The organism is Paraburkholderia sp. BR14320, from assembly GCF_040948665.1.
Taxonomy (GTDB): Bacteria; Pseudomonadota; Gammaproteobacteria; order Burkholderiales; family Burkholderiaceae; genus Paraburkholderia; species Paraburkholderia youngii.
This window is the reverse complement of record NZ_JBFPKG010000014.1, coordinates 129629-150476: the sequence shown is the minus strand read 5'-3', so window position 1 is coordinate 150476 and position 20848 is coordinate 129629. Positions and strand designations below refer to the sequence as shown.

Genomic DNA, 20848 nt, shown 5'->3' with positions numbered 1-20848 from the left:
GGCACCGAACCCTGCACGTCCTTCGCGGACTAGGTGCGGTCCCGTCGAGTTGGGCACCAGAAAAACAAACGCGCCGGACATTGCGTACCGGCGCGTTTCATACAGGACACGTCTTCAGACGTATCTATCAGGACCGTTCAGTCCTGCGGGATGCTCGCTGGCTCTTACCGAAGCCACGCGAGCGGCATACATAGTAGTGGTCAGAGTCAGTATTCAAAGGCATTCCCTCCAAGGTGAAAGTGAGCATTCATCCTGCGTTGCATCAGGAGGACACGTCTCACGGGGCGCCGCAGCCAGGGGACGGCGTGCGGCCGTCATATGTGCGCTGTGCACGAGCGCGGCGCTGACGCCCGGGGGTGAGACGCATCCCACACACGTCTTCTCATGATCGAAGACGCCCTCGGCGGCTACTCCAACTACTTCAACTGTTTGCCGCCTCAAGGAAAATGTAAGGTATTTCCCGCGAAGAAGAAATTGGGCAGGTTGTCGCGCGGCATGTTGTCGTGATGCCGAACTTCGCGTCAGGTTCGAGTCCCTTCCGCATCCTGCTTGGCACGCTGCGAAGAACCAAAAAAAAGCCCGACCTGAGGTCGGGCTCCAAAGTCGGCTGCGCCCTCCACAGGACGCAGCCCCTGCAAAACAGCGAGGCTATATTCGTTGCCGCGGGGTTTAAGCAGCCAGCAGCGAGCGCAGCACGAACGGCAGAATCCCGCCGTGCTTGTAGTAGTCCACTTCGATCGGCGTGTCGATACGCAGCAGCACCGGAACGCGCTTGTCGCCGTCCTTGCCGTGGATCACGAGCGTGACTTCCTGTTGCGGCTTGAAGTCGTCACCGAGGCCTTCGATGTCGTACGTTTCTTCGCCGGTGATACCGAGCGACTGTACGCTATCCGAGCCCTTGAACTGCAGCGGCAGAACGCCCATGCCGACGAGGTTCGAACGGTGGATCCGCTCGAAGCTGCGTGCGACCACGGCCTTCACGCCCAGCAGCTGCGTGCCCTTGGCCGCCCAGTCGCGCGACGAACCCGTGCCGTATTCTTCGCCCGCGAAGACGATGGTCGGCGTGCCGGCGTCGATGTACTTCATCGCCGCGTCGTAGATCGACAGCTGTTCGCCGCTCGGCTGATGAATCGTCAGGCCGCCTTCGACGCGCGTGCCGTCCGCCTTCGCCGGGATCATCAGGTTCTTGATACGGACGTTCGCGAACGTGCCGCGCATCATCACGTCGTGGTTGCCGCGACGCGAGCCGTAGCTGTTGAAGTCGGCCTTCTGCACGCCGTTTTCCTTCAGCCAGCGGCCTGCCGGCGAGTCTTCCTTGATCGAGCCTGCCGGGCTGATGTGGTCGGTCGTGACCGAGTCACCGAAGATGCCCAGCGCGCGTGCGCCCTTGACCGGCGCGATGCTGGAAGCCGGCGTCATCGAGAAGTCCTTGCCGAAGAACGGCGGCTCGGCGATGTAGGTCGACTTCGGCCAGTCGTAGACCTGACCTTCTTCGCCCTCGATCTTGCTCCACAGGTCGCCCTTCTTCGTGAGCTGCGAGTAGTTCTTGCGGAACGCGTCGGCATCCATCGCGTACTTCAGCAGCGCGTTGACTTCGTCGCTGGTCGGCCAGATGTCGCCGAGGTAGATGTCCTTGCCGCCCTTGCCCTTGCCGACCGGCTCGGTCATCAGGTCGCGCGTGATGTTGCCGGCAATCGCGTATGCGACGACGAGCGGCGGCGACGCGAGGAAGTTCGCGCGGATATTCGGGTGGATACGCGCTTCGAAGTTACGGTTGCCCGACAGCACCGCTGCCGCGACGATGTCGTTCTTCGTGATCGCCTCGTTCAGTTCCGGCGTCAGGTCGCCCGCGTTGCCGATGCACGTCGTGCAGCCGTATGCGGCCAGCGTGAAGCCGAGCTTGTCGAGGTACTTCAGCAGGTCGGTCTTCGTCAGGTACTCGGTGACGATGCGCGATCCCGGCGCCAGCGACGTCTTGATGTGCGGCGCAACCGTCAGGCCAGCCTCGACAGCCTTCTTCGCGAGCAGACCGGCGGCGAGCAGCACGCTCGGGTTCGACGTGTTCGTGCACGACGTGATCGCGGCGATCAGCACGTCGCCGTTCTTCACGTCGACGCCGTTGCTCGTCGTGTATTGCGCGTCGAGATCCGCGGCCTTTTTCGCGAAGCCGTTTTCAGAGACCGGCTTCGAGAACAGGTCGGTGAAGGTCGACTTCACGTGGCCGATCTCGATGCGGTCCTGCGGACGCTTCGGGCCTGCCAGCGACGGCGCGACCGTGGCGAGATCCAGCGTGACGACCTTCGTGTAGTCGATGTCGCCATCGGCCGGAATGCCGAACAGCTCCTGCGCCTTGAAGTAGTTTTCGAATGCCGAGATTTCCGCGTCCGTGCGGCCCGTGCCGTGGAAGAACTCGATGGTCTTTTCGTCGACCGGGAAGAAACCCATCGTCGCGCCGTATTCCGGCGCCATGTTGCCGATCGTCGCGCGGTCCGGCACCGACAGCGAGCGCGTGCCTTCGCCGAAGAACTCGACGAACTTGCCGACGACCTTCTCCTTACGCAGCAGTTCGGTGATCGTCAGCACGAGGTCGGTTGCGGTCACGCCTTCGATCAGCTTGCCCTTCAGGTGCACACCGACGACGTCCGGCGTCAGGAAGTACACCGGCTGGCCGAGCATGCCTGCTTCGGCTTCGATACCGCCCACGCCCCAGCCGACCACGCCGATGCCGTTGATCATCGTGGTGTGGCTATCCGTGCCGACCAGCGAATCCGGGTAGTACACGGTGTCCGCGCCGTCGGCCTTCTTGTGCACGCCGCGTGCGAGGTATTCGAGGTTCACCTGGTGAACGATGCCGACGCCCGGGGGCACGACCTTGAACGTGTCGAACGCCTGCATGCCCCACTTCATGAACTGGTAGCGCTCGTTGTTGCGCTGGAATTCCAGCTTCATGTTCAGGTCGAGCGCGTTCTTCTCGCGGAAGTGGTCGATCTGCACCGAGTGGTCGACGACGAGGTCCACCGGCACCAGCGGCTCGATCGACTTCGGATTCTTGCCGACAGCCTTCGCGACGCCGCGCATCGCGGCGATGTCGGCGAGCAGCGGCACGCCGGTGAAGTCCTGCAGCACGACGCGCGACACGACGAACGGAATTTCATCGACGCGCGCCGCGTTCGGCTTCCAGTTCGCGAGTTGCGTGACATGTTCTTCGGCGATTTTCTTGCCGTCGTAGTTGCGCAGCACCGATTCCAGCACGATACGGATCGAGACCGGCAGACGGTCGATTTTGAGGTTCAGAGCCTTGCCGAGTTGCGGCAGGGAGTAGAACTTGCCTTTGCCGGAACCGCTGTCGAATTCCTTGAGCGTTTTGTGGAGGTTGTGGGCCATGGTGTTTTCCTTGGTTTGGATCGCGGAACTACAGTACTCAGCCTAGATGACGTAAAGATCGACGTATTCATTGACCGGCGTCGCTTCGAGCCTGGCCTGGTCGAGCGATGCGTCGAGAATCGCCAGTTGTTGCTTGACCGGAAAGCGCCGCGCGAGGTTGGTCTTGAACTTCTCGACCAGCAACGGAATACCGTCCTCGCGGCGGCGCTTATGACCGATCGGGTATTCGACTACGACTTCCCCGAACTTCGACCCGTCGTTGAATTCGATCGTCAGTGCATTGGCGATCGAACGCTTCTCCGGGTCGTGATAATCCTTCGTGAACTGTGGATCTTCCACGCATTCCATTTTCGCGCGCAACGCATCGATACGCGAGTCCTGCGCCACTGAATCTTCGTAATCGGCGGCAGTCAGACGGCCGAAAATCAGCGGCACCGCGATCATGTACTGGATGCAATGATCACGGTCGGCCGGATTGTTCAGCGGGCCTTTTTTATCGATGATGCGAATCGCGGCTTCGTGCGTGCGGATCGTCACGCGGCGAATGTCTTCGACGCGCCGGCCTTGGCGCGCGAGCTGCGCATGCAGCGCGAGCGCGGCTTCCGCGGCGGTTTGCGCGTGGAACTCGGCCGGAAACGAGATCTTGAACAGCACGTTTTCCATCACGTACGAGCCGTACGGACGCTGGAACCGGAACGCGTTGCCGTTGAACAGCACGTCGTAGAAGCCCCACGTTTTCGCGCTGAGCACCGACGGATAGCCCATCTCGCCGGTCTTCGAGATCAGCGCGAGGCGCACGGCGCGCGAGGTGGCGTCGCCAGCGGCCCACGATTTGCGCGAACCGGTGTTCGGCGCATGGCGGTAGGTGCGCAGCGCGTGCCCATCGACGAGCGCCTGCGATACCGCGTTGATCAGCTCGTCGCGCGTGAGGCCGATCAGCTGGCCGACCACCGCGGTCGACGCGAGCTTGACGAGCAGCACATGATCGAGCCCGACCTTGTTGAACGAGTTCTCGAGCGCGATGCAGCCTTGAATTTCGTGCGCCTTGATCATTGCGATCAGGACGTCTTTCATCGTCAGCGGCGCTTTGCCGGCTGCGATGGCGGTACGCGAGAGCCAGTCGGCCGTCGCGAGAATACCGCCGAGGTTATCGGACGGATGGCCCCATTCGGCCGCGAGCCAGGTGTCGTTGAAATCGAGCCAGCGGATCATCGCGCCGATGTTGAAGGCGGCTTGAACCGGGTCCAGCTGGAACGACGTGCCCGGCACCTTTGCGCCGTTGGGGACGATCGTGCCTGCCACGATCGGTCCCATCAGCTTGGTGCAGGCCGGGTAGGTAAGCGCCTCGAGTCCGCAACCGAGCGTGTCGATCAGGCAATGACGCGCAGTTTCCAGCGCGAGCGCGCTGTCGATCCGGTAATCCAGCACGTAGTCGACGATATCGACCAGGACGGCGTCCGGGGCGGGTCGTACGTTGGAGATCGGGGCGGACATCGGGGGCTTCCCTGGCGGCGAAAATCAGTTGCCGGTCTTGTTGATCGCGTTCGATTGCGTTGCAGCCGGCGCGCCCTGTTCCATCGCGACCGTCTTGCACTCGTCGGCGAGACGCGAGCTGTCCTTGTCCTGGAACAGCATGGCCTTCGTCGGGATCACGACGAGGTCCATACCGGTTGCTGCGTCGTGGAAGCGATCGGCGCCCGTTGTGGTCGCTTCGCGCGGCAGGTTGTAGTTTTTGTTCGCCCAGTGAACCGTGACGATCTGGTCACGCTTCATGTCGCCTTTCATTTCGAAAGCCAGACCGTCCTTGCACGACCACTTTTCCGACCCTTCCGGGATCGGATCGACCTTCGCTTCCTTCACCGGATTTGCCTTGCGTTTGACCAGGCGGCGCGGCTCCGGGCGCTTGGCGACGGCCTTCTTCGTGGTGGTGGTGGCCGTGTCCGCAGCAGCGGCGTCAGTCGCGACGGTCAGCATCGTCGTAGACAGGGCGCCAATCATGGCGGCGATCATCAGCTTTTTCATGGAGAAAACCTTTCTATCAAAATCAGTTAAACAGTGCGCGGACGACCGGTCCGGCGGCCGCGCGGGCTGAACTGCACGCGCTGTGGAGCGCACAGCGACCGCTATTTTCTCCTATTTAGCGGCACGTACTTTAAATTCTCGGGTCCGGTGTAATTTGCGCTCGGCCGGATGATCTTGTTGTCGATGCGCTGCTCGATGATGTGCGCGCTCCAGCCGGCCGTGCGCGAGATCACGAATAGCGGCGTGAACATCGCGGTCGGCACGCCCATCATGTGATAAGACACCGCGCTGAACCAGTCGAGGTTCGCGAACATCTTCTTGGCGTCCCACATCACCGATTCGAGCCGATCGGCAATCGAGAACAGCTTCATGTTGCCCGCTTCCTTCGACAGCTTCTTCGCGACGTCCTTGATGATGTTGTTACGCGGGTCCGAGATCGTGTACACCGGATGGCCGAAGCCGATCACGACTTCCTTGTTTTCGACGCGACGGCGGATGTCGGCTTCCGCTTCGTCAGGCGTCTGGTAGCGCGACTGGATTTCGAACGCGGCTTCGTTGGCGCCGCCATGCTTCGGTCCGCGCAGCGCGCCGATCGCGCCGGTGATCGCCGAATACATGTCCGAGCCCGTGCCCGCGATCACGCGGCCCGTGAAGGTCGACGCATTGAACTCGTGCTCCGCGTACAGGTTCAGCGACACGTGCATCGCATCGACCCACGCCTTCGACGGCTCGACGCCATGCAGCAGATGCAGGAAATGGCCGCCGATCGAATCGTCGTCGGTTTCGACCTCGATGCGCTTGCCGTTGTGCGAGTAGTAATACCAGTACAGCAGCATCGAGCCGAGCGAGGCCATCAGCTTGTCGGCGATATCGCGCGCGCCGGGCAGGTTGTGGTCGTCCTTCTCGGGCAGCACCGTGCCGAGCACCGACACGCCGGTGCGCATCACGTCCATCGGATGCGCGGCGGCCGGAATCCATTCGAGCGCGGCCTTCACGTTGGCGGGCAGGCCGCGCATCGACTTCAGCCTGGTCTTGTAGGCGGTCAGTTCGGACTGGGTCGGCAGCTTGCCGTGGACCAGCAGGTAAGCGATCTCTTCGAATTCGCACGCCTCGGCGATGTCGAGAATGTCGTAGCCGCGATAGTGCAGATCGTTGCCGGTCTTGCCGACCGTGCATAGCGCGGTGTTGCCCGCGGTCACGCCCGACAGCGCGACGGATTTTTTCGGTTTGAAGCCGCTTTGCGTTTCGTTGCCGCCTGTTGCGTCAGCGGCTTGCGTCGTCTCGCTCATGTTCCGCCTTCTCCTGTGTGCCGGCTCATCGCTGCTGCCGTTTGAAAAACGCGTCGCTTATACCACTGACTGTCCGTTAGCGCCCACTCGCGCAAAGAGCGGCGCCGCTTCTTGCGGAACAGCGCGGCCGGTGCTCTGCGCGCGGCGCAGCACCGACCAGTAATAGCGGTAGCTCGCGCGGTCGTGCAGCGTATCACCGTGACGTGTCGGGCCCCAATGCGCGGACTGCGCAGCCAGCAGGATTTCGGTGGCGGTCGTGATTTCTTCGTCGCGCGGCGCGAACGCGGCGACGATCGACTCGATCTGCGCCGGATGAATGCTCCACATGCGCGTGTAGCCGAATTCATTGCGGGCGCGCTGCGCGTCGTTCGCGACCACGCTCATGTCGCGCACTTCGGTGCTGACGTTGTGCGACGGCACCTTGCCATACGCATGGCAGGCCGCCGAAATCTCGAGCTTCGCGCGCCGCACGAGCGGATGATCGAATTGGCCCGGCGAGCGCATCGCGGTATCGGGGATCGCGCCGTCGTGCGCGGAGACGAAGTCCATCAGGCCGAAGCTCAGCGCCTCGACGCCCGGCAGCGCGGCCAGTTCGAACACGCGCGTGAGCGCGCCGTGGGTTTCGACCAGCAACTGCACCGGCACCGGCTGCGCGATGCCGAGCTCGCGCCGCGTCGCCTCGATGAACGCGAGCATTTCGGCGGCATCGTGGACGTTGCGGATTTTCGGTAGCGTGATGTAAGCGGGTGCACGCTTTGCGGCGCGCAGAATCAGGCGCACGTCGTCGCGCCAGTGCGCGTGAGCGAAGTCGTGGATGCGCACGCCGACGCGGCCGAAGCGGTCGTGCTCGCTGCCCAGCAGCGATGCGACCAGTTCCGCGTGCTCGGCCTCGCGGCCGACCTGTGCGCCGTCTTCGCAATCGAGCGTGATATCGAACACCGGGCCGAGTTGCTGCTGTAACGCGAGCGACTTCAGCATCAGCTTTTCGCTTCCCGCGTAGTGGTCGCAGGCAGGCAGCACAGCGGGCGGCGCTTCGCCCTCAAACAGCACTTCGGCGGGTGTGAGAACGCGCATCTTCGGCGTGTGGGGCGTGGTGAGGATTGGGAATGTCGGATTCGGGCGCGCTCTGCGCGAGCATAGTCGGGCGACGGCAAAGCACGTTCGAATCAGAGACGAATGGCGACGATCGCAGCGCCATTCGCACGAAAAAAACCGGAACCCGCCGCGCTGACGCTTCGGAGTTCCGGTTCATCGGCATCAGATCAGATGCTTAGCCGAGCAGGTGCTGAACGCCGTCGCGCTCTTCCAGCAGTTCCTGCAGCGTGGCGTCCATCTTTTCGCGCGAGAACGCGTCGATTGCCAGACCTTCGACGCGCTTGTACTCGCCGTTTTCGCAGGTCACGGGCACGCCGTAGATGATGTCTTCGGGGATGCCGTACGAGCCGTCCGACGGGATGCCCATCGTGACCCACTTGCCGTTGGTGCCGAGCACCCAGTCACGCACGTGGTCGATCGCAGCGTTGGCCGCCGATGCCGCCGACGACAGGCCGCGCGCTTCGATGATCGCCGCGCCGCGCTTGCCGACAGTCGGGATGAACGTGTTGCGGTTCCATTCTTCGTCGTTAATCAGCTTGGTCAGGTCTTGACCTTCAGCCGTTGCGACGCGGAAGTCCGGGTACATGGTCGGCGAGTGGTTGCCCCACACTGCGAGCTTTTCGATCGACGCGACCGGCTTGCCCGACTTGGCCGCCAGTTGCGACAGCGCGCGGTTGTGGTCCAGACGCAGCATCGCGGTGAAGTTCTTCTTCGGCAGATCCGGCGCCGACTTCATTGCGATGTACGCGTTCGTGTTGGCCGGGTTGCCGACCACCAGAACCTTCACGTCGCGGCTGGCAACTTCGTTCAGCGCCTTGCCCTGAACCGTGAAGATTTCGGCGTTGGCCGACAGCAGATCCTTACGCTCCATGCCCTTCGAACGCGGACGCGCGCCGACGAGCAGTGCAATGTCGGCGTCCTTGAACGCGACCTTCGGGTCGTCCGTGATCACGACGCCCGACAGCAGCGGGAATGCGCAATCATCCAGTTCCATCACGACGCCTTTGACGGCGGCTTGCGCTTGCGGCAGATCGAGCAGTTGCAGGATCACCGGCTGGTCCTTGCCGAGCAGGTCGCCATTGGCGATGCGGAACAGCAGGGAGTAAGCGATTTGACCTGCGGCGCCGGTGACGGCAACGCGCTTTGCGGGCTTAGCCATTGAGAAATCTCCAGGACGATGCGTTAGACGCTAGGGAAAACGCCATTCTATATGCGCGTTCAGCGAAGCGTTATGAAACACGGCGGAATTCACTGTTCGCGTGCGGGCTCGGAATGTGCCGAGACCGGGCGGCGCGTTGCGGCAAGACCGCCGTGCCGGAAATCCGTACTACCGAGCGGGACGGGATGGTCCAGGGCTGACGCCGGGCCGGGCCGCGATTGCACGGTGCGGGCTCCTGCAAACAGCGCGTTTCGGCGAGTGTCGGGCCAGCGGCTGCAACACGGATACAGCACGCGAATGCAACGGATGGCGGCGAATCGAAACCTGGACTGCGTAGGGGACGGCATGGTGCAGAGTGGCGGCCGGAGCGTCGCGGCACTGCATCAAACAGCTGCCGCAAAATCCCGCAAACCCTTGCTCGACAAGGAGTGTAGGAGTCGAAACCGACAAAGTCAACAGTATCTTATGTCTTATATAAGACACATCTATCGAAGGGAAAACCCTAGACGTGCCCCAGCGCTTTATGATGAAATGCGCGCATGAATTCGAACCCGGCGAATCCTGTGAACCCGAATGGCCAGGGGGGCGCGGGCGAAGGTGTATCCGCTGTTTCCGCTGCTGCGTCGCCTACATTCAGCCCTTTGTATCAGCAGATCAAGGGTTTGATTACGCAGAGCCTCGAAAGCGGCGAATGGAAGCCGGGCGAGATCATTCCTAGTGAAGTCGAACTGGCCGCGCGTTTCAAGGTGAGCCAGGGTACGGTGCGCAAGGCGATCGACGAACTCGCCGCCGACAACCTGCTGGTGCGCCGTCAGGGCAAGGGCACCTTCGTTGCGACGCACAACGAAGAACGCGCGCAGTTCCGTTTCCTGAGATTGCTCGCCGACGACGGCGCCGAGCATCCGCACGTCAGTCGTCTGCTCGAATGCCGGCGGCTGCGCGCATCGGCGGAAATCGCCCGACAGCTCGATCTGAAGCCGGCCGATCCGGTCGTGTTGATCAAGCGTTTGCTGCAGTTCGACGGCGAAGTCACCGTGCTCGACGAGATCTGGCTACCAGGCGCCGTGTTCCGCGGGCTCACGCTCGAGCGGCTTTCGGAATACAAAGGTCCCCTCTACGCGATGTTCGAGACCGAATTCGGCACACGCATGATTCGCGCCACGGAAAAAATCCGCGCGGTCGCGGCGGAGCCTTCCGTGGCGGACCTGCTGCATGTGCCGGCGGGTTTTCCGTTGCTCTCGGTCGAGCGCGTGTCCTATACCTATGGGGATCGGCCGGTTGAAGTCCGGCGAGGTTGGTATGTCACAACCGGGTATTACTATCAGAACGATCTGAGCTGAATCGGGCTGAAACGAGGCGCGGCGTCCCACACGCGTGCCGATCGGAAGGCGCTTTCATTGCGCGCGCAGCAAAGGACCTAGGGTGGTTTTCGCTGCAGCGCGTTATAAAAAGGCGCTAAAATTGCGGATTAGTGTGACTACATAGTAGGGGTCTAGCATGGCAGAAGCGGTAAAGAAACCGAGGCCGGAATTCCGGAACATCGGTATTGGGCAAATATTGACGGCATACCGTCTCCCGCTGGCGGGGCGCGTGTCGATTCTGCATCGCGTGAGCGGTGCCTTGTTGTTTCTTTTCCTTCCGTTCCTGCTGTTCCTCTTCGATCAGAGCCTGACTTCCGAACTGAGCTTCGAAGTCTTCAAGGGCTTCCTCTCCAACATCCTCGTCAAGCTGATCACGCTGGTTCTCGCGTGGGCTTTCCTGTTCCATTTCTGCGCCGGCATCCGTCACCTCCTGATGGATACGAATCACGATGCCGTGTCGAAGGAAAAGGGCAAGTCGACTTCTATCGTCGTGTTTGTCGTGTCGTCGCTGCTCACCATCGCATTCGCGGCAAAACTGTTCGGAGCATTCTAAAAAATGGCAGCCAATAACCGAATCGGTTCGAAGCGTCTCGTCGTCGGCGCGCATTACGGCCTGCGCGACTGGCTCGCGCAACGTGTCACCGCCGTCGTGATGGCGGTGTACACGGTGATTCTGCTCGCGTGGTTCTTCCTCGCGCGCGACTTTTCGTACGACGGCTGGGCGTCGATCTTCGCGACGCAGTGGATGAAGCTCGCCACGTTCGTCACGCTTCTCTCGCTGTTCTACCACGCGTGGGTGGGTGTGCGCGACATCTGGATGGATTACGTGAAGCCCGTTGGCACGCGTCTCGTCCTGCAGGCGCTGACGATCCTCTGGCTGCTCGCATGTGCGGGCTACGCTGCGCAGATTCTCTGGAGAGTATAAAAGCATGGTTGCAATCAAGAATTCTCTGCCGCGTCGCAAGTTTGACGTGGTTATCGTCGGCGCGGGCGGCTCGGGGATGCGCGCGTCGCTGCAACTGGCACGCGCCGGTCTATCGGTCTGCGTGCTGTCCAAAGTGTTTCCGACGCGTTCGCACACGGTCGCTGCCCAGGGCGGCATCGGCGCTTCGCTCGGCAACATGAGCGAAGACAACTGGCACTACCACTTCTACGACACGATCAAGGGCTCCGACTGGCTCGGCGACCAGGACGCGATCGAGTTCATGTGCCGTGAAGCACCGAACGCCGTCTACGAACTCGAACACTTCGGCATGCCGTTCGACCGTAACGCCGACGGCACGATCTATCAGCGCCCGTTCGGCGGCCACACCGCGAACTACGGCGAAAAGCCGGTGCAACGCGCCTGCGCGGCGGCTGACCGTACCGGTCACGCGCTGCTGCACACGCTGTATCAGCAGAACGTTGCTGCCAAGACGCAATTCTTCGTCGAGTGGATGGCGCTGGACCTGATCCGCGACGCCGACGGCGACGTGCTCGGCGTGACCGCGCTGGAAATGGAAACCGGCGACGTCTACATCCTCGAAGGCAAGACCACGCTGTTCGCCACGGGCGGCGCAGGCCGGATCTTCGCGGCATCGACCAACGCGTTCATCAACACCGGTGACGGCCTCGGCATGGCGGCCCGTTCGGGCATCGCGCTGCAGGACATGGAATTCTGGCAATTCCACCCGACCGGCGTGGCCGGCGCGGGCGTGCTGATTACCGAAGGTGTGCGCGGCGAAGGCGGTATTCTGCGTAACTCGAACGGCGAGCGTTTCATGGAACGCTACGCACCGACGCTGAAGGATCTGGCGCCGCGCGACTTCGTTTCGCGTTCGATGGACCAGGAAATCAAGGAAGGCCGCGGCGTGGGTCCGAACAAGGATCACGTGCTGCTCGACCTGTCGCACATCGGCGCCGAGACCATCATGAAGCGTCTGCCGTCGATCCGCGAAATCGCGCTGAAGTTCGCGAACGTCGACTGCATCAAGGAGCCGATCCCGGTCGTGCCGACCATCCACTACCAGATGGGCGGTATCCCGACGAACATCAACGGTCAGGTCGTCGGTACGCCGAAGGGCCACGAAGAAGTCGTCAACGGCTTCTACGCAGTGGGCGAATGCTCGTGCGTGTCGGTGCACGGTGCGAACCGTCTCGGCACGAACTCGCTGCTCGACCTCGTGGTGTTCGGCCGTGCTGCCGGCAACCACATCGTCAAGCACGTGAAGGAACTGAAGGAACACAAGCCGCTGCCGGCAGACGCAGCCGACTTCGCGCTGTCGCGTCTGGCGAAGCTCGATAGCTCGTCGTCGGGCGAGTACGCCCAGTCGGTCGCGAACGACATCCGCGGCACGATGCAGAAGCACGCTGGCGTGTTCCGTACCTCGGCGCTGCTGGCCGAAGGTGTCGAAGCCATCCGCGAAGTGGCGGCACGCGTCGACAACATCCATCTGAAGGACAAGTCGAAGGTCTTCAACACGGCCCGCGTCGAAGCGCTGGAAGTGGCGAACCTGATCGAAGTGGCACGCGCCACGATGGTCTCCGCCGAAGCGCGCAAGGAAAGCCGTGGCGCGCACGCGCAAAACGACTTCGAACATCGCGACGACGAAAACTGGCTGCGCCATACGTTGTGGTTCAGCGAAGGCGATCGCCTCGACTACAAGCCGGTTCACATGCAACCGCTGACCGTCGAATCGGTTCCGCCGAAAGCGCGTACCTTCTAAGGCACAAGTCAAAGGAATTCAGAGAAATGGCCAAGCGTACATTTGAAATTTACCGCTACGATCCGGACAAGGACGCCGCTCCGCGCATGCAAACGTACGAGATCGAAATCGACTCGCACGAACGCATGCTGCTCGACGCGCTCGTCAAGCTGAAGGCGCTCGACGAAACCCTGTCGTTCCGTCGCTCGTGCCGCGAAGGCGTGTGCGGTTCGGACGCAATGAACATCAACGGCAAGAACGGCCTCGCGTGCCTGACGAACCTGAACGACCTGCCGCAGAAGATCGTGCTGCGTCCGCTGCCGGGCCTGCCCGTCGTGCGTGACCTGATCTGCGACTTCACGCAGTTCTTCAACCAGTATCACTCGATCAAGCCGTACCTGATCAACGATACGCCGCCGCCGGAAAAGGAACGTCTGCAGTCGCCGGAAGAACGCGACGAGCTCGACGGCCTGTACGAATGTATCCTGTGCGCGAGCTGTTCGACGTCGTGCCCGAGCTTCTGGTGGAATCCGGACAAGTTCGTCGGCCCGGCCGGTCTGCTGCAAGCCTACCGCTTCATCGCGGATAGCCGCGACCAGGCAACCGGCGAGCGCCTCGACAACCTGGAAGACCCGTATCGTCTGTTCCGTTGCCACACGATCATGAACTGCGTCGACGTTTGCCCGAAGGGCCTGAACCCGACGAAGGCAATCGGCAAGATCAAGGAATTGATGGTTCGCCGCGCTGTCTAGTATCAATGAGCCCCGCGCTCCCTGGCGCGTGCTGTGCCCGAGAGGGCAGTCAGTGCGCTTGGGCGCGGCGCGGGGCGTACCGACATGACCGATACATCGCATCAGTCCGACCCTCTCCGCCGCGCGCGTCTTCGCTGGCGCGCACGGCGGGGCCTGCTGGAAAACGACCTGATTTTCGAGCGTTTTTTCAGCCGATATGAGCATGACCTCAGCGATGCCGACGTTGGCGCACTCACGCGCCTGCTCGAGCTGAGCGATAACGACCTGATGGACTTGCTGCTCGCACGCAAGGAACCAGAAGGCGATCTAGCCGACCCGGACGTGGTCCGGGTTCTGGAGTTGCTGCGCAATGCTTGAGCGCCGCCAGTCCGTTGTTCCAGGCGTGCAATTATCGAAACCCTGTATCCATACTTCGATTGAGGATGTGCTATGACCCCGTCAGATGTTAAAGCCACGCTATCGTTCAGCGACAATTCGCCGAGCGTTGAAATGCCGATTTACAAGGGCACGATTGGCCCCGATGTAATCGACATTCGCAAACTGTACGGCCAGACCGGCAAATTCACGTACGACCCGGGCTTCATGTCGACGGCGGCGTGCAATTCGGCGATCACCTACATCGACGGCGACAAGGGCGAACTGCTCTACCGCGGCTACGCGATCGACAACCTCGCGCAGAACGCCGACTTCCTGGAAACCTGCTACCTGCTGCTGAACGGCGAGCTGCCGAACGAAAAGCAGAAGGCCGAATTCGTCGGCACCGTCACCAAGCACACGATGGTGCACGAGCAGATGCAGTTCTTCTTCCGCGGCTTCCGTCGCGACGCGCACCCGATGGCGATTCTGGTTGCCGCGGTCGGCGCGCTGTCCGCGTTCTATCACGACTCGCTCGACATCAATAACCCGCGTCACCGCGAAGTGTCGGCAATCCGCATGATCGCGAAGCTGCCCACGCTGGTCGCGATGGCGTACAAGTACAGCATCGGCCAGCCGTTCGTGTATCCGAAGAACGACCTGTCGTACAGCGCGAACTTCATGCGCATGATGTTCTCGAACCCGTGCGAAGAGTACGTGGTCAACGACGTGCTGGTGCGCGCGCTCGACCGTATCCTGATCCTGCACGCGGACCACGAGCAGAACGCGTCGACGTCGACCGTGCGTCTCGCCGGTTCTTCGGGTGCGAATCCGTTCGCGTGTATCGCGGCCGGTATCGCATGTCTGTGGGGCCCGGCGCACGGCGGCGCGAACGAAGCCGCGCTGAACATGCTGGAAGAAATCGGCTCGGTCGACAACATTCCCGAGTTCATCAAGCAGGTGAAGGACAAGAACTCGGGCGTGAAGCTGATGGGCTTCGGCCACCGTGTGTACAAGAACTACGACCCGCGCGCGAAGCTGATGCGCGAAACCTGCCACGAAGTGCTCGAAGAGCTGGGCCTGCACGACGACCCGCTGTTCAAGCTCGCGATGGAACTCGAAAAGATCGCGCTCGAAGACGAATACTTCGTGTCGCGCAAGCTGTACCCGAACGTCGACTTCTACTCGGGTATCGTGCAGCGCGCGCTGGGCATTCCGACGTCGATGTTCACGTGTATCTTCGCGATGGCACGCACGGTCGGCTGGATCGCGCAGTGGAACGAAATGATCGCCGATCCTGAGCAGAAGATTGGTCGTCCGCGTCAGCTGTTCGTCGGCGAGACGCTGCGTCAAGCGAAGCCGATCGCACAGCGCTAAGCGCTGATCAACCGCGATACGCGCGCCTGGCCACGGCATTCGTGTCGCGCACAGGCGCGAAATGGGAGTAAATAAAACGCCTCAACGGGTCTGCCGTTGGGGCGTTTCTGTTTCTGCGGCGCCGCGGGCCGTGCATGCGGCGCATTGGCGCCGCCGCTCGCCGATGCTTGCCGGGTAACACCGATACAGGTATTGGCACTACCAGCCAACTCCATGTTTTTTATCGGTTTTTTCGCTGTTTAAGCAGCCCATCGCGGGGCGTCGCGTGGCATAATCGACCGACACAGTCAGCCCGCAGTCATTACTACCCCGCATACCATGGCACAGACTCTCTACGACAAATTGTGGAACACGCACGTGGTCCACACGGAAGACGACGGCACCGCGATTCTCTACATCGACCGTCACCTGCTGCATGAAGTGACCAGCCCGCAGGCGTTCGAAGGCCTGAAAATGGCTCATCGTCCGGTGTGGCGCATCAGCGCGAACCTGGCCGTGTCCGACCACAACGTGCCGACTACGGACCGCAGCCACGGCATCGCCGATCCGGTCTCGAAGCTGCAGGTCGACACGCTCGACACGAACTGCGACGCCTTCGGCATCACGCAGTTCAAGATGAACGATCAGCGTCAGGGCATCGTCCACATCATCGGGCCGGAACAGGGCGCTACGCTGCCGGGTATGACGATCGTCTGCGGCGACTCGCACACGTCCACGCACGGCGCGTTCGGCGCGCTCGCGCACGGCATCGGCACCTCGGAAGTCGAGCACGTGCTGGCCACCCAAACGCTGCTGCAGAAGAAGAGCAAGAACATGCTCGTGAAGGTCGAGGGCCAACTGCCGCGCGGCTGTACCGCGAAGGACATCGTGCTCGCGATCATCGGCAAGATCGGCACCGCGGGTGGCACCGGCTACGCGATGGAATTCGGCGGCTCGACGATCCGTTCGCTGACCATGGAAGGCCGCATGACGGTCTGCAATATGGCGATCGAAGCGGGCGCGCGCGCCGGCATGGTCGCCGTCGACGACACCACGGTCGAATACCTGAAAGGCCGTCCGTTCTCGCCGCAGGGCGCCGAGTGGGATCACGCGGTCGAGTACTGGAAGCAGTTCAAGTCGGACGAGGGCGCGCATTTCGATCACGTGGTCGAGTTGAACGCCGCGGAGATCGTGCCGCAGGTCACCTGGGGCACGTCGCCGGAAATGGTCACGCCGGTCGACGGCCGCGTGCCGGATCCTGAGCGCGAGAAAGACCCGGTCAAGCGCGACGCGATGGAGCGCGCGCTCAAGTACATGGCGCTCGAGCCGAACGCGCCGATCGAGTCGATCAAGCCGGATAAAATCTTCATCGGGTCGTGCACCAACGCGCGCATCGAAGACATTCGCGCCGCGGCTTACGTCGTGAAGAAGCTCGGCCGCCGCGTCGCGCCGAACATCCGTCTGGCGATGGTCGTGCCGGGTTCGGGTCTGGTGAAGGCGCAGGCGGAGCGTGAAGGCCTCGACAAGGTCTTTACCGACGCCGGGTTCGAATGGCGTGAGCCGGGCTGCTCGATGTGTCTGGCAATGAACGCCGACCGGCTCGAGCCGGGCGAGCGTTGCGCGTCCACGTCGAACCGGAACTTCGAAGGTCGTCAGGGCGCTGGTGGCCGCACGCACCTGGTGAGCCCCGCAATGGCCGCGGCTGCAGCCATCGAAGGGCATTTCGTCGACATTCGCAAGCTTGGATGAATCGCATGATGAAGAACATGAATCGCATCACTCTATTGCGCCGCTTCGCACTCGGCACGCTCGCCGGGCTTCTGCTCGGCCTGGCCGGATGCAACACGGTGCACGGATTCGGCCAGGACATGTCGCACCTCGGCAATTCGATCAGCAATCACGCTGAGAAATAAGCGGTTTTTGATTTTTGCCGGCGATGCGGCGCGGCGGGTTCCAACCGTTGGTCGCATCGCCCGGTCCTGAACAGGCGCAAGCGTCATGGATAAATTCATCGTACACACCGGCGTCGTGGCGCCGCTCGATCGCGAGAACGTCGACACGGACGCGATCATTCCGAAGCAGTTCCTGAAGTCGATCAAGCGCACGGGCTTCGGTCCGAACGCGTTCGACGAATGGCGCTACCTCGACCACGGCGAACCGGGTCAGGACAACTCGAAGCGTCCGCTGAACCCGGACTTCGTGCTGAACCAGCCGCGTTACCAAGGCGCCTCGGTGCTGCTCACGCGCAAGAATTTCGGCTGCGGAAGCTCGCGCGAACACGCGCCCTGGGCGTTGCAGCAGTACGGCTTTCGCGCGCTGATCGCGCCGAGCTTCGCTGACATCTTCTACAACAATTGTTTCAAGAACGGCGTGCTGCCGATCGTGCTGACCGAACAGCAGGTTGATCATCTGTTCAACGAGACGTATGCGTTCAACGGCTTCGAGCTGACGATCGACCTCGAAGCGCAAGTCGTGCGTACGGCCGACGGCGGCGCCGAATATCCGTTCGAAGTCGCGGCGTTCCGCAAGTACTGCCTGCTGAACGGTTTCGACGACATCGGCCTCACGCTGCGTCACGCGGACAAGATCCGCAAGTTCGAAGCGGAGCGTCTCGCGAAGCAACCGTGGCTGAACAATCGCCTCGTCCGTTAAGCGAACCCGTGAGAGCGTAGGCGCGGCTAGTCCGCGCCCGCGTCGGTTTGCGCGAGAAACACCCGAAAAAATCATCAAGGAATTCGCATGAAGATCGCAGTATTGCCGGGCGACGGCATCGGTCCCGAAATCGTCAAGGAGGCCGTCAAGGTCCTGAACGTGCTCGGCGAGACGTTCGAACTCGAAGAAGCGCCGGTCGGCGGCGCGGGCTACGAAGCGAAGGGCCATCCGCTGCCCGATTCGACGCTCGCACTGGCGAAGGAAGCCGACGCGGTCCTGTTCGGCGCGGTCGGCGACTGGAAATACGACAAGCTCGAACGCGCGCTGCGCCCCGAGCAGGCGATCCTCGGTCTGCGCAAGCACCTGGAACTGTTCGCGAACTTCCGTCCGGCGATCTGCTACCCGCAACTGACGGGTGCTTCGTCGCTGAAGGAAGAGATCGTTTCCGGTCTCGACATCCTGATCGTGCGCGAACTGAACGGCGACATCTACTTCGGCGCGCCGCGCGGCGTGCGTACGTCGCCGGACGGCCTGTTCGCCGGCGCGAAGGAAGGCTTCGACACGATGCGCTATTCGGAACCGGAAGTGCGCCGCATCGCGCACGTCGCGTTCCAGGCGGCGCAAAAGCGCGGCAAGAAGCTGACCTCGGTCGACAAAGCCAACGTGCTCGAAACGTCGCAGTTCTGGAAGGACGTGATGATCGACGTGTCGAAGGAATACGCGGACGTCGAGCTGTCGCACATGTACGTCGACAATGCCGCGATGCAGCTCGTGAAGGCGCCGAAGTCGTTCGACGTGATCGTGACCGGCAACATGTTCGGCGACATCCTGTCCGACGAGGCGGCGATGCTGACCGGCTCGATCGGCATGCTGCCGTCGGCGTCCCTCGACAAGAACAACAAGGGCTTGTACGAGCCGTCGCACGGTTCCGCACCGGATATCGCCGGCAAGGGCATTGCGAATCCGCTCGCTACGATCCTGTCCGCCGCGATGATGTTGCGCTATTCGCTGAACAAGGCAGAGCAGGCCGATCGCATCGAAACCGCGGTGAAGAAAGTGCTCGAACAAGGCTATCGCACTGGCGACATTCTCACGCCGGGTTGCAAGCAGGTCGGCACCGCCGCGATGGGCGATGCCGTCGTGGCGGCGCTGTAAAACGCGTGCAATAGTCAGGTCACCAATCTGACCATTAAAGCGCGAATCGGCCTTAAAACAGGCCGATTCGCGCGTCATTCGGCGAAGAACGCCGCCAGTTTTCTGTTTTCGTGTATATTGTTGCGATGGCTCAGATCTCCCAAATCTCCTCGATTTCAAAATTGCACGGCGCAACGGCCCGTGCGATCGAGTTCGCCATTACCATCAAAACCATTACCCCGAAAACGATCACGAAGCGCTGATCGTCCGTCGTGCCCGCCCATCTTCCCCGCGCGGTCACTGCGGGCAAAGATGCGGGGAAGTTTCCATTCGAAGGGTATGAAGTCATGAACGTAGGTCTCGTAGGTTGGCGCGGCATGGTCGGCAGCGTCCTGATGCAACGCATGCAGCAGGAAGGCGATTTCGACTTGATCGAACCGGTGTTTTTCAGCACCAGCAACGCGGGCGGCAACGCGCCGTCGTTCGCCAAAAACGAGACCAAGCTCAAAGATGCGACAAGCATCGAAGACCTGAAGAAGTGCGACGCGATCATCTCCTGCCAGGGTGGTGATTACACGAACGAAGTGTTCCCGAAGCTGCGCGCGGCGGGCTGGAACGGCTACTGGATCGACGCGGCTTCGTCGCTGCGCATGAAGGACGATGCGGTCATCATTCTCGATCCGGTCAATCTCGACGTGATCAAGAACGCGCTCGTCAAGGGTCAGAAGAACTTCATCGGCGGCAACTGCACGGTCAGCCTGATGCTGATGGCGCTGGGCGGCTTGTTCCGCGAAAACCTCGTCGACTGGATGACGGCCATGACTTACCAGGCCGCATCGGGCGCGGGCGCGCAGAACATGCGCGAACTGCTGTCGCAGATGGGCACGCTGAACGGCGCGGTGAAGAACGAACTGGCTGACCCGGCTTCGGCGATTCTCGACATCGACCGCCGCGTGCTCGAAGCGATGAACAGCGACAGCATGCCGACCGACCATTTCGGCGTGCCGCTTGCGGGCTCGCTGATTCCGTGGATCGACAAGGATCTCGGTAACGGCATGTCGAAGGAAGAGTGGAAGGGCGGCGCGGAAACCAACAAGATTCTCGGCAAGCCGGCCATGGGCACGCCGGGCTCGATTCCGGTCGACGGTCTGTGCGTGCGGATCGGCGCAATGCGTTGCCACTCGCAAGCGCTGACGATCAAGCTGAACAAGGACGTGCCGCTCGACGAAGTGAACGGCATCCTCGCGTCGGCCAACGACTGGGTCAAGGTCGTGCCGAACGAGCGCGAAGCGTCGATGCGCGATCTGTCCCCGGCGGTCGTCACCGGTACGCTGACGGTGCCGGTCGGCCGCGTGCGCAAGCTCGCGATGGGTGGCGAATATCTGTCGGCCTTCACCGTCGGCGATCAGCTGCTGTGGGGCGCGGCTGAACCGTTGCGTCGTATGCTTCGCATTGTGCTCGACAAGTAAAGTAAACTACGCGCTCACGACGCGTAGACAACTCAAGAAGCGTCGCGCTTGCGCGGCGCTTTTTTCATTCTGTGCTCCGATCATCTTGTTTCTTTCCACTCGCAAAAAAGGCTGCGCGCTGACGCGCCAGGAGTCCC

19 protein-coding genes are annotated in these 20848 nt (G+C 62.0%); 12 read left to right on the top strand and 7 right to left on the bottom strand.

All coding sequences use genetic code 11. From position 1 onward, the window contains the following. Positions 1-669 precede the first annotated feature (669 nt). From acnA to AB3X89_RS16130, 6 genes are all read right to left on the bottom strand, one after another. Entirely contained in the window at positions 670-3384 is a 2715-nt protein-coding gene (acnA, locus tag AB3X89_RS16155; protein ID WP_368584182.1) for an aconitate hydratase AcnA, read from the bottom strand. A gap of 42 nt (positions 3385-3426) precedes the next feature. After that, a complete protein-coding gene (locus AB3X89_RS16150) occupies positions 3427-4878 on the bottom strand; it encodes a bifunctional 2-methylcitrate dehydratase/aconitate hydratase (protein ID WP_368584181.1) in 1452 nt (483 codons plus the stop codon). 24 nt (positions 4879-4902) lie between these two features. After that, positions 4903-5406 (bottom strand): hypothetical protein, encoded by a 504-nt coding sequence (locus tag AB3X89_RS16145; protein WP_013092926.1) that lies wholly within the window; start codon positions 5404-5406, stop codon positions 4903-4905. A 101-nt stretch (positions 5407-5507) separates the two neighbouring features. Further along, complete coding sequence (prpC, locus tag AB3X89_RS16140) at positions 5508-6695, bottom strand: 2-methylcitrate synthase (protein WP_368584180.1); 1188 nt, start codon at positions 6693-6695, stop codon at positions 5508-5510. Between the two features lie 57 nt (positions 6696-6752). After that, a complete protein-coding gene (locus tag AB3X89_RS16135; RefSeq protein ID WP_368584179.1) occupies positions 6753-7769 on the bottom strand; it encodes a CoA ester lyase in 1017 nt (338 codons plus the stop codon). A gap of 196 nt (positions 7770-7965) precedes the next feature. Then, positions 7966-8949: a malate dehydrogenase gene (locus AB3X89_RS16130; protein WP_013092929.1), complete on the bottom strand. Its 984-nt coding sequence runs from the start codon at positions 8947-8949 to the stop codon at positions 7966-7968. A 539-nt stretch (positions 8950-9488) separates the two neighbouring features. Here AB3X89_RS16130 and AB3X89_RS16125 point away from each other — a divergent pair. From AB3X89_RS16125 to leuB, 11 genes are all read left to right on the top strand, one after another. Then, the gene (locus AB3X89_RS16125; protein WP_368584178.1) at positions 9489-10289 is read left to right on the top strand and encodes a GntR family transcriptional regulator; all 801 of its coding nucleotides are present in this window, start codon (positions 9489-9491) and stop codon (positions 10287-10289) included. Between the two features lie 157 nt (positions 10290-10446). Beyond that, positions 10447-10863, top strand: coding sequence for a succinate dehydrogenase, cytochrome b556 subunit (gene sdhC / locus AB3X89_RS16120; RefSeq protein WP_368584177.1), 417 nt, complete (start codon positions 10447-10449; stop codon positions 10861-10863). A 3-nt stretch (positions 10864-10866) separates the two neighbouring features. Further along, entirely contained in the window at positions 10867-11235 is a 369-nt protein-coding gene (gene sdhD, locus AB3X89_RS16115; protein WP_013092932.1) for a succinate dehydrogenase, hydrophobic membrane anchor protein, read from the top strand. Positions 11236-11239: 4 nt separating this feature from the next. Next, positions 11240-13015 carry a succinate dehydrogenase flavoprotein subunit gene (gene sdhA / locus AB3X89_RS16110; protein ID WP_368584176.1) on the top strand — a complete coding sequence of 592 codons (1776 nt, stop codon included), beginning with the start codon at positions 11240-11242 and terminating at the stop codon, positions 13013-13015. A gap of 26 nt (positions 13016-13041) precedes the next feature. Beyond that, entirely contained in the window at positions 13042-13746 is a 705-nt protein-coding gene (locus AB3X89_RS16105) for a succinate dehydrogenase iron-sulfur subunit (RefSeq protein ID WP_008924387.1), read from the top strand. 84 nt (positions 13747-13830) lie between these two features. Then, on the top strand, positions 13831-14103 hold the full coding sequence (locus tag AB3X89_RS16100) for a succinate dehydrogenase assembly factor 2 (RefSeq protein WP_008924386.1): 273 nt from the start codon (positions 13831-13833) through the stop codon (positions 14101-14103). Positions 14104-14175: 72 nt separating this feature from the next. Then, positions 14176-15477, top strand: a complete 1302-nt coding sequence (gene gltA, locus AB3X89_RS16095) for a citrate synthase (protein ID WP_368584175.1) — start codon at positions 14176-14178, stop codon at positions 15475-15477. A gap of 318 nt (positions 15478-15795) precedes the next feature. Further along, the gene (leuC, locus tag AB3X89_RS16090) at positions 15796-17205 is read left to right on the top strand and encodes a 3-isopropylmalate dehydratase large subunit (protein WP_368584174.1); all 1410 of its coding nucleotides are present in this window, start codon (positions 15796-15798) and stop codon (positions 17203-17205) included. A gap of 5 nt (positions 17206-17210) precedes the next feature. After that, positions 17211-17369: an entericidin A/B family lipoprotein gene (locus tag AB3X89_RS16085; RefSeq protein WP_013092936.1), complete on the top strand. Its 159-nt coding sequence runs from the start codon at positions 17211-17213 to the stop codon at positions 17367-17369. An 85-nt stretch (positions 17370-17454) separates the two neighbouring features. Then, positions 17455-18108 (top strand): 3-isopropylmalate dehydratase small subunit, encoded by a 654-nt coding sequence (leuD, locus tag AB3X89_RS16080; protein WP_368584173.1) that lies wholly within the window; start codon positions 17455-17457, stop codon positions 18106-18108. 87 nt (positions 18109-18195) lie between these two features. Then, positions 18196-19263 (top strand): 3-isopropylmalate dehydrogenase, encoded by a 1068-nt coding sequence (gene leuB, locus AB3X89_RS16075; RefSeq protein ID WP_368584172.1) that lies wholly within the window; start codon positions 18196-18198, stop codon positions 19261-19263. A 130-nt stretch (positions 19264-19393) separates the two neighbouring features. Here leuB and AB3X89_RS16070 read toward each other — a convergent pair whose 3' ends face one another. Further along, the gene (locus AB3X89_RS16070) at positions 19394-19591 is read right to left on the bottom strand and encodes a hypothetical protein (RefSeq protein WP_368584171.1); all 198 of its coding nucleotides are present in this window, start codon (positions 19589-19591) and stop codon (positions 19394-19396) included. On the opposite strand from AB3X89_RS16070, the gene asd reads away from it, so the two are divergent. Then, positions 19590-20711, top strand: a complete 1122-nt coding sequence (gene asd, locus AB3X89_RS16065) for an aspartate-semialdehyde dehydrogenase (protein WP_368584170.1) — start codon at positions 19590-19592, stop codon at positions 20709-20711. The genes AB3X89_RS16070 and asd overlap by 2 nt on opposite strands. Positions 20712-20848: the final 137 nt, after the last annotated feature.